This is a genomic window from Roseomonas sp. USHLN139, from assembly GCF_037145735.1.
Lineage (GTDB): Bacteria > Pseudomonadota > Alphaproteobacteria > Acetobacterales > Acetobacteraceae > Pseudoroseomonas.
This window is the reverse complement of record NZ_JBBCWY010000004.1, coordinates 275,701-291,092: the sequence shown is the minus strand read 5'-3', so window position 1 is coordinate 291,092 and position 15,392 is coordinate 275,701. Positions and strand designations below refer to the sequence as shown.

Here is a 15,392-nt window from a genome sequence, read left to right as displayed (position 1 = left end):
TCGAGAGAACGGACGGATCGCGCGACGGGCCGGACGGGCGGCCTATCCGCCACCGCTCATGGCACGGCTTCGGCGCCTGCGGCAACAACGCCGCCGGGCTGGCCGGCCCAGGCGCCGGCCGGGACCGGGGCACGGCCAGGCCGCGGCCAGGCCGCCTGGCCGGGCGCGGCATGCGCCGAGGGGGCCTGCCGCGGCGTCGGGTCGGTGACCTCGGAGAGCAGCCGGTCGACCAGGCGGAAATGCTCGGCCCAGTCGGGCGCCTTCCAGCCGGCCATGCGCGCCAGCTGGGCGGCGCGGCCCGGGCTGTCGGGCGCGGCATAGTCGAGCACGGCATTGCGCCAGGCGGTGCCGTCCAGCGGGTCGAGATAGTCGGGCACGTCGCCGCCGACCTCGCGCAGCGCGGGGAGGTCGGAGCAGATGGTCGGCACGCCGATCGCCAGGGCTTCCGCCAGCGGCAGGCCATAGCCCTCGGCGAAGGAGGGGAACAGCAGGGCGGTGGCGCCCTGCATCACCTCGGCCACCATGCGGTCGGGCAGCTGGCCGACCTCCTGCACCAGGCCGCGCAGCGAGACGCAGCGCTCCAGGATGTCGACGATGTTCTCGTTCTCCCAGCCGCGCTTGCCGATGACGATCAGCCGCGGCGTGGCGGCGCCATGGGTGCGCGCCAGCTCGCGCCACATGTGCAGCAGCAGCAGGTGGTTCTTGCGCGGCTCGATGGTGCCGAGGGTGACGAAATAGGGGTCGGAGGCGACGGTCGGCACGGCGCGCGGCAGGGTGTCGATGCCGAGCGGGGCGACCAGCACCGGCGGCGGCGTGACGCGGCCGCCCAGATGCGGCGCCAGCGCCTCGGCGGTCGCCGCCGAGTTCACGATGATGCCATCCGCCAGCGCGGCGGTGGTGCCGATGCGGCGCAGGTGCTTCTCGGCCTGACCGGGGCGGGCATATTCCGGATGGGTGACCGGGATCAGGTCATGGATCAGGGGGACGAAGGCGCAGCCGGCGCGGCGCATCGCCTCGATCGGCCCGGCGCGGTCGAGCGCCTGGTGCGAGACCAGCAGGAAGGCCAGCCGCCGGCCCGACTGCAGCAGCCGCGCCAGGCCGCTGCGGCCGAGGCCGAGCAGCAGCCGGCCGCGGCCGAGCGAGCCCAGCCGCGCGGCGCGGCGGAAGGCCGGGCCATTGGCCTGGCCGCTGCTCCAGGCCTCGGTCAGGGCGGCGACCAGCTCGGCCACCAGCTTGCGCGGCAGCTGGCCGAAGCCGCCCTGCAGCTCCTGGCCGACGAAGGAGCAGGTCTCCTCCGGGGCGGCCAGCCAGTGGCGGGCATAGGCGAGCTCGACCCGGTCGATGCCCGAAGGGGTACGCTTGCGCCCGCAGCCGAGCAGGCGCGAGACGTCCAGGATCACGTGCAGGCTGTCTGGGTGCGGGTCAGCGGGCATCACGGATCCTCGGGGAGCGGCGGCGCCCGGACGGGCAGCCGCCGATACAATCGAAGTCAGCCAGTCAGTGCGCATGGGCACGTCGGGTGGGCGATCACCAGACTATGCTGCAACTGCGAAGGGATACTGTCACGATTTTGTGGCGACATTAACCCTCGGTCAATCTCATTTATGAGAATGTGCTTGTTTCAATGCGAAATTTGCATCTGAACTTTTCGTTATGCGCACAAAAATCAAGCGTTTATGGCTCGAGCTTTAGTGTGATATTAAATTTCCCGTCATTCGGACTCTGGCGGTATCCAGTTCGCGGAAACGCCTGAGGTAAGAATTTCATGCATCGTCTCGGCGCTCCTCCGGCGGATGTCGGCATAGGCCGAGGGGGTGTGGAAGGCGCTGTGCGGCGTCACGATCAGCCGCCCGGCCAGCCAGGATTCGCGCGCCCGATAGGCCGAGAGCAGCGACGGCACCGGCCCCGCCCCCGGCGGCTCGACCGGCAGCACGTCGAGTCCCGCCCCGGCCAGATGGCCGTCGCGCAGGCAGCGCTCCAGCGCGTCGAGGTCGAGAATCGGCCCGCGCGCCGTGTTCACCACCACCGCCCCGGGCCGCAGCCGGCGCAGCGCGGGCTCGTCCACCAGCCCGGTGGTCGCCCGCGTCAGCGGCGCGTGCAGCGACAGCGTGTCGGTGCGCTCCATCAGCGCCTCCAGACTGCGGCAGCGGGTGATGCCCAGCGCCCGGTCGACGCCGTTCGGCAGATGCGGGTCGTAGAAGGCGACGTCGAAACCGAAGGCCTTGGCGCGCAGCGCCACCGCGGTGCCGATCCGCCCCAGCCCGAGGATGCCGAAATTCTGCTCGCCCAGCCGCTGGATCAGCGGCGTCTCCACCTGGGTCCAGGCGGCCGGGCTGTCGCCGCGCTGCAGGTCGTGGTGCAGGGCGATGCCGCGCCGCAGGGCCAGCGCCAGCGCCACCGCGTGGTCGGCGACCTCGGTGGTGCCGTAGTCGGGGATGTTGCAGACGGCGATGCCCCGCTCCGCCAGCGCCGCCCGGTCCAGCCGGTCATAGCCGACGCCCATCCGCACGACGGCGCGCAGCTTCGGAAAGCGCGGCAGGTCCTCGGCGCGCAGCCAGTTGCGGAAGATGAACAGGCCCTCGGCCTCGGCGCAGAGCGCATCGGGCAGGGCGGCCAGCCCCGCCTCGCCGCCGCCGCGCAGCAGGCGGAGGCGGCCGCCGAACAGCGCCTCCTCCAGGGCCGTGTCGGGATAGAGGCCTTCCGGCTCGAGCACGGTCAGCATGCAGGAAATTTCCCCCGGTTTTCGTTGCCTGCAGGATGCGATCGCGGGGTTGGGGGCGCAAGCCACCCCGCCTAAGCTTCGCCGCATCCCAGCGACGAAGGCAGAGCCCCATGGCGGACCGCAGCATCCTGATCACCGGCGCCTCCAGCGGCATCGGCGCCGCCACCGCCCGCGCCCTGGCGGCGCCCGGCGCGCGCCTCGCCCTGCATGCCCGCGGCAACCGCGAGGGCGCCGAGCGCGTCGCCGAGGCGGTCCGCGCGGCCGGCGCCGAGGCGGTGGTGCTGATGGCCGACCTGACCGACCCCGCCGCCCCCGCGCGCCTGGTCGCCGAGGCCGCCGACCGGCTGGGCGGGCTGGATGTGCTGGTCTCCAATGCCGGCTTCGCCGACCGCACGCCGGTGGCGCAGCTGACCGACGAGGCCTTCGCCCGCAGCCAGGACACCATCCTCTGGGCGCTGCTGCGCCTGGCCCGCGCCGCCGGCCCGATCCTGGCCCGGGGCCGCGACCCGCGGCTGGTCGCCGTCTCCTCCTTCGTCGCGCATAATTTCCGCACCGACAGCACGGTCTTCCCGGCTTCCGCCGCCGCCAAGGCCGGGCTGGAGGCGCTGGTCAAGGCGCTGGCCCTGGAATGGGCGCCGGCGGTGACGGTGAACGCGGTGGCGCCCGGCTATACCCAGAAGGATGCCGGCGCCCATGCCGCGCTGGACCCCAAGGCCTGGGAGGCCGTGCTGACCCGCATCCCGATGCGCCGCCTGGGCCTGCCGGCCGAGGTTGCCGAGGCGATCGCCTTCCTGGCCTCAGCGAAGGCGGGCTACATCACCGGGCAGGTGCTGCATGTCGATGGCGGCGTGGTGGTCTGACCCCTGACAGCGGGCCAAGGACCAGAAAAAAGATGGGGGTTCGGGGGAATTCCTTCCCCCGACCTTCAGCCTTCCTGTGGGGACCTTGTCCTCGCCTCAGACCCCAGCACCCCGAGATCCTCGCGCAGCCGTTCCGCATGCCCGGCGGGCAGTTCCGCCTCCACCGCCGCCTGGGTTGCCATCCAGAGCGGCAGGGCCTGGGCCAGCAGCGACCGGCCCGCCGCGGTCAGCAGCAGCCGGCGGCGGCGCCTGTCGGTCTCGGCGACCGGCATCTGCACCAGGTCGCGGCGCTGCAGCGGCTTCAGCATCGCGGTCAGCGTCGTGCGGTCCATTGCCAGCAGCCGGGCGACCGGGGCCATCGGCGGCGGCTCGGGGCGGTTCAGCGCCATCAGCAGCGAGAACTGCCCGTTGGTCAGCCCGACCGGGCGCAGCGCGGCGTCGAAGCGGCGGGCGAGCGCGCGGGCGGCGCGCTGGGCCTGCAGGCAGAGGCAGCGGTCCCGCACCATGCGGGTGGTCGCGAAAGGCAGCTCGGCCGGCTCTGACACGGAATTTATCATGTTGATATCAACCTTTCCCGTCAAGGTGGCGGGGCCGGCCTGACGGAGACGGTTCTCCCTCCCCCGCCGACCGGCCGCCGCCTGCTGCCCCCCCTGACCGGATCGGAGAGAGACATGAGCGATAACATGGCGCCCAGCATCACCGACCAGCACCGCTGGCTGCTGCAGTTCCTGGGCGAATGGCAGATGACCGGGGGTTGCACGGCGCCCCCGGGCGGCGAGCCGATGACCTTCGAGGGGCGCGAGACGGTGCGCGCGCTCGGCGAGGCCTGGATCCTCTGCGAGGGGGTGGGACCGGGGCCGGCGCCCGGCAGCGAGATGCGCAGCCTGATGACGCTCGGCTACGACCCGGCGCGGGGCTGCTTCCTCGGCACCTTCGCGGCGTCGATGATGACGCATCTCTGGCTGTACCAGGGCCAGCTCGACGCCGACCGCCGGGTGCTGACGCTGGACACCGAGGGCCCGGCCTTCGGTGCGGGCGGCGGCACCGCGCGCTTCCAGGACATCATCGCGCTGGAGGCCGATGGCACGCGGCGCCTGACCTCGCGCATGCAGCAGCCGGATGGAAGCTGGCAGCAGGTGATGCACGGCGTCTACCGGCGGATCTGACGCCGGCCGGACCCGCCGCGATCAGGCCAGCACCCGGAAGCCTGCGAAGCGCAGCGTCGCGCGCAGCACATCGTCGGGCCGCGCCTCCAGCGCCAGCAGGGCCTGGTAGGGATCGTCGCCGGCCAGGCCGAGCACGGCGGCGAAGGCCGGCTCGGTCTTGCGCCCGGCCTCGCGGTGGCGGCGCACCGCGGCGCGCAGCGGCGGGCCGCCCATCGCCAGCAGCCGGCTCTCGACGCGGAAATGCCGCCAGCCCTGCTGCTCGGCCACCGGCCGCGCCTGGCCGAACAGCTCGACCGGCCAGCCCTCGAGCCGGAAGCCCGCCACCACCGGCCGGTCGGCCCAGCGCCACTGCCGCAGGGAGAAGCCGGGCGCGTCGGAGAATTCCCGCCACACCGCCGCGGCGAAGGCCAGGCCGTCGGGGGCGAAGCACAGCACGTCGATGTCGCTGCCCGGCAGGTCCAGCCCGAGCGGCGGCGTCCCCGCCACATGCGGGTCGAATTCCGCCAGCCGCGCCAGCAGGCCGGTGCGGCGCAGGGCCTCGCGGTAATCCGGGCGCGGCGCGGCGCCGCGCATCAGTCGATCCGGATATCGGCGTCGCGCACCAGGGCGGCCATGCTCTGCCGCCCCTCCTGCACGAAGCGCGCGAACTCGGCCGGGCTGCTGCCCACCGGCACCGCGGCCAGCTGGGCCAGCCGCGCCTGCACCTCGGGCTCGGCCAGCGCCGCGGCCAGGGCGGCATGCAGCGACTCGGCCGTGGCGGCCGGCAGCCGCGCCGGGCCGAACAGCGCCGCCCATTCGGACAGGGTCAGGCCGGGCAGCCCCGCCTCGGCGAAGGTCGGCACCTCGGGCTGCACCGCCACCCGCTGCTCGGCCGCGACCGCCAGGAAGCGCGCCCGCCCTGCCGCCACCACCGGCCCGGCCGAGAGCGCGGTGATGAAGACGGCGTCCAGCGTGCCGCCGGCGATGTCGCGCGCCGCGTCGGCGCCGCCGCGATAGGGCACGTGCTGCAGGCTGATGCCAGCCAGCCGCTGCAGCTGGGCGACCGCCAGGTGGCCGGCCGTGGCATTGCCCTGGGTGCCGACATTCAGCTGCCCCGGCCGCTGCCTGGCCAGGGCGATGAAGCCGGCCAGGTCGCGCACCGGGGACTCGGCCTTGACCGCCAGCACCTGCGGGAAGGTCGTCACCAGCGAGATCGGCGTGAAGGCGGTGGCATAGTCGAAGGGCAGCCCCTTCAGCAGCGCCGGATTGACCAGGTGCGAGGAGGCGTCCCACAGCAGCGTCTGCCCGTCCGGCGCCGCCTGCGCCACCGCGCCGCCGCCGACGCTGCCGCTGGCGCCGGTCCGGTTCTCGACGACGATGGTCTGGCCGAGCCGCTCGCCCATGCGCGGCGCCAGGGTCCGCGCGGCGCTGTCGGCCGCGCCGCCGGCGGCGAAGGGCACGATCAGCCGGATCACCCGGCCCTGCGCCAGGGCCGGGGTGAGGGCCGGCGTCAGGGCTGGCGCCGCCAGCAGGGAACTGGCCAGCAGGGCGCGACGGGTGACCATGGGCGGGCTCCTCCGGAGATTTTCTGACCAAAAGCTTAAGCAGGATGGCGGGAAGAATGCATTCCCCTGGCCTTCTCCTCCCGCCGATTCGCGCTCGGCACCTCGCCGGCCCGCGCGGCGGCGCCTAGACTGCCGCCGATGATCACCGACCACTCCGCCCAGCTCGCGCGCCGCCTGAAGACCGAGCGCGAAGGCCGCAACTGGTCGCTCGCCGAGCTCGCCGAACGCTCCGGCGTGTCCAAGGCCATGATCAGCAAGATCGAGCGCGACGAGGTCAGCCCCACCGCCGCGCTGCTCGGCCGCCTCTCCGGCGCCTTCGGCCTCAGCCTGTCGCAGCTCCTGGCCCGCGCCGAGCACAGCACCGGGCTGCTGGCCCGCCGCGACGAGCAGCCGATCTGGCAGGATCCGGAGACCGGCTTCACCCGCCGCGCCGTCACCCCGGCCGGCGGCCCGGCGACGCCGCTCGACCTGGTCTGGGGCGAGCTGCCGCCGGGACAGTCGGTCGACTACCCGGCCGCCGCCTTCGCCTTCATCCAGGACCAGCAGATCCTGCTGCTGGAAGGCCGGCTGGACTTCACCCAGGGGGCGGTGCTGCACGCGCTCGCCCCCGGCGACTGCCTGCGCCTCGGCCCGCCCGAGCCGTGCCGCTTCCACAACCCGGGCGACACCCCCTGCCGCTACCTGGTCGTGCTGCTCAAGCGGTAGCGCGCGCTTCCGCCGCCGGATGCGGCGCCGCCAGCCGCGGCCCGGCGCCGAACAGCTTCTCGCGGTAGGTCCCCGGCGCATAGGCCGTCTTGAAGGCGCCGCGCGCCTGCAGCTCCGGCACCACCAGCTCGACGAAGCGCTCCAGCCCCTCCGGCATGACGGTGCGCGACAGGTTGAAGCCGTCGACATCGGCCGCCTCGGCCCAGCCGATCAGCGACTCGGCCACCTGGGCGGCGCTGCCGACGATCGGCGGCTGGCGGCTGCCGAGCACGAACTGGTCGATCAGCCGGCGCTTGGTGAAGACCGGCCCGGCCGCCTGCTTCATGGCGGTGACATTGGACTGGATCGCCTGGCCCGGCCCGCCCTCGATCGGCTCGTCCATGCCGTATTTCGCGAAGTCGATGCCGAGCGAGGCGGAGGCATGCGCCAGCGCGCCCTCGACGCTGGCATGGCGGCGGTATTCCTCCAGCAGGTCGCGCGCCTCGGCCTCGGTGCGGCCGACCACCACGGTGGCGCCGGCGAAGACCCGCAGCGGCCGGGCGCCGGCGCGGGCGCGCAGATCGGCCACCAGCGCCGCCACCGGCGCGGGCTTGCCGCCATTGACGAAGACGCATTCGGCATGGGTGGCGGCAAACCGCCGGCCGCGGTCGGAGGCGCCGGCCTGGTAGAGCACCGGGGTGCGCTGCGGCGAGGGCTCGCAGAGATGGATGGCATCGAGCTGGTACTGCCGGCCCTGGTGGTGCACCGGGCGGACCTTCGCCGGATCGGCATAGAGGCCGGCGGCGCGGTCGGCGCGCACCGCGTCGCTGTCCCAGCTGCCTTCCCAGAGCTTGTAGACCACCTCCATGTATTCGTCGGCCAAGTCGTAGCGGTCGTCATGCGCCATCTGCCGGTCGAAGCCCATGGCGCGGGCGGCGCTGTCCAGATAGCCGGTGACGATGTTCCAGCCGATCCGCCCGCCGGTCAGGTGGTCCAGCGTCGACATCCGCCGGGCGAAGAGGAAGGGCTGCTCATAGGCCAGGTTGCAGGTGATGCCGAAGCCCAGATGCGTGGTCGCCGCCGCCATGGCCGGCACCAGCATGGCGGGGTCGAGCAGCGGCACCTGCACCGCGTTGCGCAGCGCCGCGTCCGGGCTGCCGCCATGCACGTCGTAGATGCCGAGCACATCGGCCAGGAACAGCCCGTCGAACAGGCCGCGCTCCAGCGTGCGGGCGAGGCCGGTCCAGTAGTCCAGCCGGTGGTAGTTCAGGCTGTTGTCGCGCGGATGCGTCCACATCCCCTGCTGGATATGGCCGATGCAGGCCATGTCGAAGGCGTTGAGCTGCAGGACCCGCGGCATGGCTGTTCCTCTCCGGCGCGTTTCGTCCACTATGATGGACGAATGACGCCGAGTCGAGACCTTGCTGAACCGCCCATGCTGCACTGCCTATAATAAGGTGAGGCCGCCGCTCAGCCCGGCGGCGCGGCGCGGTGGCCGAAGATGGCGGTGCCGACCCGCACATGCGTCGCGCCGTGGCGGATCGCCGCCTCGAAATCGCCGCTCATCCCCATCGACAGCACGCCGAGGCCGAGCCGCGCCGCCGCCGCCTGCATCGCCGCGAAATGCGGGGCGGGATCCGCCTCGGCCGGCGGGATGCACATCAGCCCCTGGATCGGCAGGCCATGCGCCGCGCGGCATTCGGCGACGAAATCGTCCAGCGCCTCGGGCGCGATGCCGGCCTTCTGCGGCTCGCGGCCGATATTGACCTGCACCAGCAGGTCCGGGCGCCGGCCCTCGCGCGCCATCGCCTCGGCCAGGCTGGCGGCGAGCTTCGGCCGGTCCAGGCTCTCGATGACATCGGCCAGGCGCACCGCGTCGCGCGCCTTGTTGGTCTGCAGCGCGCCGATGATGTGCAGCCGCAGGTCCGGGTGCCGGGCGCGCAGCTCCGGGAATTTCTGCGCCGCCTCCTGCACCCGGTTCTCGCCGAAGACCCGCTGCCCGGCGGCCAGGGCTTGCGCCACCGACTCGGCCGGGTGGAACTTGGAGACCGCGACCAGCTGCACCGAGGCAGGGTCGCGCCCGGCCTGATGGCAGGCCTCGGCGATGCGGTCACGGATCTGGGTCAGGCTGGCGGCGATATGGGACATGGCGTGCGGACGGTAGGGTGGGCGGCGCTCCGGCTCAAGCCGGGGTGGGCGGCGAATCGGCGGCCCCTGCCTCGGCTCTGGCTGTTCAGCGACCCGGCCCGGCTGCCCGATCCGCGCGCCGCCGCCGCCCGCCTGCCGCGCGGCGCCGGCGTGGTCGCCCGCGGCATGGCCCCTGCTCTGCTGGAGTCGCTGGCCCGCCAGCATCGCCGCCGCGGCCCGCTGCTGCTCGGCGGGACGCCGCGGCTGGCGCTCGCATTGCGGGCCGGGCTGCACTGGCCCGACCGGCCGGTGGGCGCCGGAGTCGCCGCCTTCCGCCTGGCCCGCCGCGCCGGCGCCCCGGGCGCGCTGCTCTCGATGGCGGCGCATGGCCCGGCCGGGCTGCGCCGGGCGCGGCGGCAGGGCGCCGACCTGGTCTTCCTCTCGCCGCTCTTCCCGACTCCGAGCCATCCCGGCGCGCCCAGCCTCGGCCCCTTCCGCTGGGCGGCCCGGGCCCGCCGCGCCCGGCTGCCGGTGGCGGCCCTGGGCGGCATCCTGGCGGCCAATGCCCGTCGGGTGCCGCCGCCCTGCTGCGGCCTGGCGGCCATCACCGCCCTGGCCTGAGAGCCGGCGGGCGCCCGCCTGCCCCACCCTGCCATGGCCGTGGCGACGTTAAGCTAGCGTGAGGGTTTCACCGGCTTTGCTGCCACGCCACAGCCGGCATGCCCCCTGTGTCCCGCAAGACACAGTGTTTCAAGGAAGTCGCGGCATGGGCAAGCGGAGCATTGCCGGCTCCTAAGTCGCTGAACCATAGTCCGCGCCATGGCCTGACCCGTCCGCCTCTGGGGCGGACACCTGTCGAGGGGGACAGGGGGCCGCGGGACCTGCCGGACTCGACCGGCGCGTGAGGAGGATTTGGGATGCGCAAGATTCTGCTGGGCACGACCGCTGTCGTCGGCGCCCTCGTGATGGCTTCCACCGGCGCCATGGCGCAGGGCGCTGACCCGTTCCGGGCGGCTGGCCCGGCGATGATGTCGCACCGTGACCTCGAAGTCCGCCTCGGCGGCTTCTTCCGTTACTACTACTCGAACACCACCCAGGACTTCACCAACGGCGCCGCCGGCAACCTGGGCAAGTCGGACTTCCAGCAGGAAACCGAGATCCACATCGTCGCCAACGGCAAGGCCGCCAACGGCCTGCGTTATGGCGTCGCGGTCGAGATCCAGAACGACAACTTCCGCCAGGCGCAGAGCATCGCCGGCTCGAACACCACCACCAAGACCCAGCTCGACCTCGACGAGGCGTGGGGCTACGTGGCCGGTTCCTTCGGTCAGCTGCGCTTCGGTGACGAAGACAACGTCTATGGCCTGATGGGCCAGGGCTATGTGGCGAACTTCGCCTCGGGCGGCCTGGACGGCGACTTCTACGACAGCCTGTACGGCCAGGGCCGTCCGGCGCTGAACATGCAGTCCGACGCTGGTGACAACACCAAGATCATCTACATGTCCCCGCAGTTCGCGGGCTTCGACTTCGGTGCCAGCTTCGCCTTCAACCAGGGCGAGGGCCCCGAGGCCGGCTGCGGCACCACCGGCACCGGCTGCGACCGTCTCGCCTCCGTCGCCGGCGGCCTGATCCGTCGCCGCAACGAAGTCACCGCCATGCTGCGCTACCGCGGCAGCTTCTCCGGCGTGGGCATCGGTGCGCACGTTGGTTACATGGGCGCCGACGCCATCAAGAACACCACCGGCATCTCGCCCGACCGCATGAACCTGGGCCTCGCCGGCATCCAGTTCACCGCGTTCGGCTTCCTGGTCGGTGGCCAGTACGTCTTCGGTGACGGCAACAACGGCTTCTCGCCGCGCGCCAACCTGGCCGGTGACAGCCGCCAGATGAACTCCTTCTTCACCGGCGTGTCCTACACCTACGGTGACTTCACCGTCGGCGCCGACTACGCCGAGGTTCGTTCGGCTGGTAACCAGTCCGCCGCCGCCAACGGCGCCGCGCTGACCGGCAGCCGCCTGGAGAAGGGCTTCAACGTGGGCGGCACCTACCGCATCGCCCCGGGCATCGAGTACATCGCCGAGTACACCTACATCAAGCGCGAGGAAGCCGGCTTCAACTTCGCGACCGGCGCGGCCAACGCTGCGGCGACTCGCAACACCAACAACTCGCTGGACGCCAACGTCTTCCTGACGGGCTTCCGCTTCGCCTTCTGATCCCTCTCCAGGGACCAGGATGGGAGGGCGGCAGGGCAACCTGCCGCCCTTTCTTTTTCCCGCTTGCACATCCCCGGCTGGCAGACGTAAGTGACCGCCATGCTGAAGCACCGCGCCCGCGCCATGCAGATCGCCCGTCCTGTCATCGCTTCGTCGCTGATGCTTCTGGCATTGGCGGCCTGCAGCAAGGGACGCATCGTCGAGAATGACGAGTATCTGAACGACTCCAAGCGCGCCCGCGTGATGGGTCGTCTGAGCGGGGAGCAGGACGGCCTGCTCATCATGGGCACCGATCGCTCCGGCGGCCCGGGCGGCCGCGGCGCGGCCGGTGGCGAGGCCGGGCTCGGCGTCAACGCCTATCTCTGGCGCGCCACGCTGGACACCCTGTCCTTCCTGCCGCTCTCCTCGGCCGATCCCTTCGGCGGCGTGATCATCACCGACTGGTACGCCCCGCCGGCGACGCCGAACGAGCGCTTCCGCGCCACCGCCTATATCATGGGCCGCCAGCTGCGCTCCGACGGCGTGCGCATCTCGGTCTTCCGCCAGGAGCTGCACGGCGGCACCTGGTCGGATGCGCCCGTGGTGCAGGCCACCGCCACCGACCTGGAGAACCAGGTGCTGACCCGGGCGCGCGAGCTGCGCAGCCAGTCCGCCGCCCGCTGAGGCGGCCTTCCCTACCGGTGTTTCGCGAAGGGCGTGGCGCAAGCCGCGCCCTTTTGCCATGCGGCCCCTGCCAGGCCTCTTTTGCCAAGCCTGGCCTTCCCTTGGCCGCGACAAGCCCGTATCCCTTGGCGCCGAGCCTATCGACAGCCCACGCCCAGTTGGCCAAGCCCAGTTGCCCAAGCCCAGTTGCCCAAGCCCGGGCATCCAGGCCCGGTCGCCCAGGCCCGACCTGGGCGCCTGGCCTGCCCGGCCTGACAGAACGGTGCCATGAACGACGTCGCCACCCCTGCCCGCTATGATTTCGCCGCCGCCGAGCCGCATTGGCAGCAGGCCTGGGAGGCCGGCGCCTGCTTCGCCGCCCCCGACGTGCCGGACGGCAGCAAGCCCAAATACTACGTGCTGGAGATGTTCCCCTACCCCTCGGGGAAGATCCACATGGGGCATGTGCGCAACTACACGCTGGGCGACGTGGTGGCGCGCTACAAGCGGGCGCGGGGCTTCCAGGTGCTGCACCCGATGGGCTGGGATGCCTTCGGCCTGCCGGCGGAGAACGCGGCGCGCGAGCGCGGCACCCACCCCGCTGCCTGGACCTACCAGAACATCGCCAATATGCGCGCCGAGCTGAAGCGCATGGGCCTGTCGATCGAATGGGACCGGGAATTCGCCACCTGCGACCCCTCCTATTACGGCCAGCAGCAGAAGCTGTTCCTGGAGTTCTTGAAGGGCGGGCTGGTCGAGCGGAAGGAGAGCTGGGTCAACTGGGACCCGGTCGACCACACCGTGCTGGCCAATGAGCAGGTGATCGACGGCCGCGGCTGGCGCTCCGGCGCCCCGGTCGAGAAGAAGAAGCTGTCCCAGTGGTTCTTCTCGATCACCAAATTCGCGCCGCAGCTGCTGGAAGCCCTCGACGGGCTGGAGCGCTGGCCGGAGCGCGTCAAGCTGATGCAGGCCAACTGGATCGGCCGCAGCGAGGGTGCGCGCGTGCGCTTCGACCTGGCGACGCCCGTCGCCGGCCAGGAGAGCGTCGAGGTCTTCACCACCCGCCCCGACACGCTGTTCGGCATGTCCTTCCTGGCGGTCGCGGCCGAGCACCCGCTGGCCGCCGCCGCCGCTGCGCAGAACCCGGAGATCGCCGCCTTCATCGCCGAGGTGCGGGCGCTGGGCACCTCGGAAGCCGCCATCGAGCAGGCCGAGAAGCGCGGCATCGACACCGGGCTGCGGGTCAAGCATCCCTTCCTGGAAGGCGTCACCTTCCCGGTCTGGATCGCCAATTTCGTGCTGATGGAATACGGCACGGGCGCCATCTTCGGCTGCCCCTCCGGCGACCAGCGCGACCTCGACTTCGCCCGCAAGTACGGCCTGCCGGTGCCGCCGGTCATCCTGCCCCCCGGCGAGGATGCTGCGACGTTTGCCATCGGCAAGACCGCCTATACCGATGACGGCGTCCTCTACAATTCGGGCTTCCTCGACGGGCTCGGCACCGAGGCCGGCAAGCGCGCCGCCATCGACGCGCTGGAGGCCCGCGGCCAGGGCAAGGGCATCGTCAACTGGCGCCTGCGCGACTGGGGCGTCTCGCGCCAGCGCTACTGGGGCTGCCCGATCCCGGTGATCCATTGCGAGTCCTGCGGCACCCAGCCGGTGCCCGAGGACCAGCTGCCGGTGGTGCTGCCGGAGGATGTCGACTTCTCCAAGCCCGGCAACCCGCTGGACAGCCACCCGAGCTGGAAGCACGTCACCTGCCCGTCCTGCGGCAAGGCAGCGGTGCGCGAGACCGACACCTGCGACACCTTCGTCGACAGCTCCTGGTACTTCGCCCGCTTCACCGCGCCCAAGGCCGCGACGCCGCTGGTCGCCGACGCCGCCAATGGCTGGCTGCCGGTGGACCAGTATATCGGCGGCATCGAGCACGCGATCCTGCACCTGCTCTATTCCCGCTTCTTCACCCGCGGCCTGAACCATCTGGGCCAGCTGGACACCGCCGAGCCCTTCGCCGGCCTGTTCACCCAGGGCATGGTGCAGCACGCCTCCTACAAGTCCCAGGACGGCCGCTGGCTGGCGCCTGACGAGGTGGACGTCGCCGCCGATGGCAGCGCCACCGACAAGGCCACCGGCCTGGCGGTGACGGTCGCGCGCAACGACAAGATGTCGAAGTCGAAGCGCAACACCATCGATCCCGGCGCCATCATCGACCACTACGGCGCCGACACCGCGCGCTGGTTCATCCTCTCCGACAACCCGCCGGAGCGGGACATGGAGTGGACCGAATCCGGCGTCTCCGGCGCCTCGCGCTTCACCCAGCGGCTGTGGCGCGTGGTGAACGGCGCCGTCGCTTCCCTGCCTGCCCCCGGCACCGAGCCGGCCGAGGGCGCCGCCCGCGACCTGCGCCGCGCCACCCACCGCACCATCGCCGCGGTGACCGAGGCGCTGGAAACCTTCTCGTTCAACGTGGCCGTCGCCCGCATCCATGAATTCGCCAACGCCATCGAGGCGGCGGCGGCCGAGGATGGCGCCGCCCGGCGCGAGGCGCTGGAGGCGGTGGCCCGCCTGGTCAGCCCGATGATGCCGCATCTGGCCGAGGAGCTCTGGTCGCTGCTGCGCCCCGGCGCCGGGCTGGTGGCCGACCTGCCCTGGCTCGACTCGGATGCCGAGCTGGCCAAGGCCGACAGCATCACCCTGGCCGTCCAGGTGCTGGGCAAGCTGCGCGGCACCATCTCGGTGCCGGTCGGCGCCGACGAGGCGACCATCTTCGCCGCCGCCGAGGCGGAGGAAAACGTCCAGCGCGCCATCGCCGGGCGCCCCATCAGGAAGCGCATCCATGTCCCGGGCCGGATCGTCAACTTCGTCGTCTGACCGCCACAAGGCGGGCCTCCGCCGCCGTGGCCTGCTGCTGCTGGCGGCCGGCAGCCTGCCGCTCGCCGGCTGCGGCTTCCGCCCGCTCTACGGCGCGGGCGGCGGCAGCGCCGGCGGCGTCGCCGGCAGCAATGAGCGCGTGCGCGCCATCCTGGCCTCGACCCAGGTCGGGCTGATCCCGGAGCGCACCGGCCAGCTGATGCGCCGGGCGCTGACCGAGAAGCTGGGTGCCGCCGGCGCCACCGCGCCGGCCAACGAGCTGCGGGTCAGCCTGCAGCTGGCCGCCGAGCCGGAAGGCTTCCGCCGCGACGGCACCGCCTCCCGCGTGCGCTACAACGCGACCGCCAGCTGGCAGCTCGTCACCCTGACGCCGCCGCCGGCGACGCTGGCCCAGGGCGTCGAGCGCAGCTTCGATTCCTTCAACGTGCCCGACAACCAGTTCTTCGCCGCCGACTTCTCGCGCGATGCCACCATGGTGCGGCTGATCGACCTGCTGGCCGACGACATCATCCTGCGCATGGCGGTGCGGCTGGGCGAGGCCAATACCGGCTGAGGCCGGGCCG

The 15,392-nt window shown here is 72.3% G+C and carries 15 protein-coding genes; 8 read left to right on the top strand and 7 right to left on the bottom strand.

The window, feature by feature from the left end:
* Positions 1-56: 56 nt before the first annotated feature.
* Both WFI16_RS14195 and WFI16_RS14190 read right to left on the bottom strand, forming a co-directional pair.
* On the bottom strand, positions 57-1,433 hold the full coding sequence (locus WFI16_RS14195; RefSeq protein ID WP_419898463.1) for a glycosyltransferase family 4 protein: 1,377 nt from the start codon (positions 1,431-1,433) through the stop codon (positions 57-59).
* Between the two features lie 278 nt (positions 1,434-1,711).
* Entirely contained in the window at positions 1,712-2,722 is a 1,011-nt protein-coding gene (locus WFI16_RS14190) for a C-terminal binding protein (protein WP_419898462.1), read from the bottom strand.
* Between the two features lie 110 nt (positions 2,723-2,832).
* Here WFI16_RS14190 and WFI16_RS14185 point away from each other — a divergent pair, with 110 nt between their 5' ends.
* Positions 2,833-3,582: an SDR family NAD(P)-dependent oxidoreductase gene (locus WFI16_RS14185; RefSeq protein WP_419898461.1), complete on the top strand. Its 750-nt coding sequence runs from the start codon at positions 2,833-2,835 to the stop codon at positions 3,580-3,582.
* Positions 3,583-3,647: 65 nt separating this feature from the next.
* Here the strand turns inward: WFI16_RS14185 and WFI16_RS14180 are convergent, their stop codons facing one another.
* Entirely contained in the window at positions 3,648-4,127 is a 480-nt protein-coding gene (locus tag WFI16_RS14180; RefSeq protein ID WP_419898460.1) for a MarR family winged helix-turn-helix transcriptional regulator, read from the bottom strand.
* Positions 4,128-4,253: 126 nt separating this feature from the next.
* Between WFI16_RS14180 and WFI16_RS14175 the strand changes: the two genes are divergently transcribed.
* Positions 4,254-4,748, top strand: coding sequence for a DUF1579 domain-containing protein (locus tag WFI16_RS14175; protein ID WP_419898459.1), 495 nt, complete (start codon positions 4,254-4,256; stop codon positions 4,746-4,748).
* Positions 4,749-4,769: 21 nt separating this feature from the next.
* On the opposite strand, the gene WFI16_RS14170 is transcribed toward WFI16_RS14175, so the two are convergent.
* On the bottom strand, positions 4,770-5,321 hold the full coding sequence (locus WFI16_RS14170) for a DUF4269 domain-containing protein (RefSeq protein ID WP_419898458.1): 552 nt from the start codon (positions 5,319-5,321) through the stop codon (positions 4,770-4,772).
* Positions 5,321-6,292: a tripartite tricarboxylate transporter substrate-binding protein gene (locus WFI16_RS14165; RefSeq protein ID WP_419898457.1), complete on the bottom strand. Its 972-nt coding sequence runs from the start codon at positions 6,290-6,292 to the stop codon at positions 5,321-5,323. The genes WFI16_RS14170 and WFI16_RS14165 overlap by 1 nt, the downstream gene beginning before the upstream one ends.
* A 138-nt stretch (positions 6,293-6,430) precedes the next feature.
* Here WFI16_RS14165 and WFI16_RS14160 point away from each other — a divergent pair, with 138 nt between their 5' ends.
* Positions 6,431-6,997: a helix-turn-helix domain-containing protein gene (locus WFI16_RS14160; RefSeq protein WP_419898456.1), complete on the top strand. Its 567-nt coding sequence runs from the start codon at positions 6,431-6,433 to the stop codon at positions 6,995-6,997.
* Here the strand turns inward: WFI16_RS14160 and WFI16_RS14155 are convergent.
* Positions 6,987-8,336: an LLM class flavin-dependent oxidoreductase gene (locus WFI16_RS14155; protein WP_419898455.1), complete on the bottom strand. Its 1,350-nt coding sequence runs from the start codon at positions 8,334-8,336 to the stop codon at positions 6,987-6,989. The two genes, WFI16_RS14160 and WFI16_RS14155, sit on opposite strands and share 11 nt — an antisense overlap.
* A gap of 110 nt (positions 8,337-8,446) precedes the next feature.
* On the bottom strand, positions 8,447-9,124 hold the full coding sequence (locus WFI16_RS14150; protein ID WP_419898454.1) for a YggS family pyridoxal phosphate-dependent enzyme: 678 nt from the start codon (positions 9,122-9,124) through the stop codon (positions 8,447-8,449).
* A gap of 3 nt (positions 9,125-9,127) precedes the next feature.
* On the opposite strand from WFI16_RS14150, the gene WFI16_RS14145 reads away from it, so the two are divergent.
* The 5 genes from WFI16_RS14145 (at position 9,128) to lptE (ending at position 15,382) form a co-directional block, all read left to right on the top strand.
* Positions 9,128-9,724 (top strand): thiamine phosphate synthase, encoded by a 597-nt coding sequence (locus WFI16_RS14145; RefSeq protein WP_419898453.1) that lies wholly within the window; start codon positions 9,128-9,130, stop codon positions 9,722-9,724.
* A 296-nt stretch (positions 9,725-10,020) separates the two neighbouring features.
* Entirely contained in the window at positions 10,021-11,316 is a 1,296-nt protein-coding gene (locus WFI16_RS14140) for a porin (protein WP_419898452.1), read from the top strand.
* Between the two features lie 99 nt (positions 11,317-11,415).
* Complete coding sequence (locus WFI16_RS14135; protein WP_419898608.1) at positions 11,416-11,979, top strand: DUF3576 domain-containing protein; 564 nt, start codon at positions 11,416-11,418, stop codon at positions 11,977-11,979.
* 267 nt (positions 11,980-12,246) lie between these two features.
* Positions 12,247-14,829 carry a leucine--tRNA ligase gene (gene leuS, locus WFI16_RS14130; protein ID WP_419898451.1) on the top strand — a complete coding sequence of 861 codons (2,583 nt, stop codon included), beginning with the start codon at positions 12,247-12,249 and terminating at the stop codon, positions 14,827-14,829.
* The gene (gene lptE, locus WFI16_RS14125; protein ID WP_419898450.1) at positions 14,795-15,382 is read left to right on the top strand and encodes an LPS assembly lipoprotein LptE; all 588 of its coding nucleotides are present in this window, start codon (positions 14,795-14,797) and stop codon (positions 15,380-15,382) included. Before leuS ends, lptE begins: the two co-directional genes overlap by 35 nt.
* The last annotated feature ends 10 nt before the right edge of the window (positions 15,383-15,392 follow it).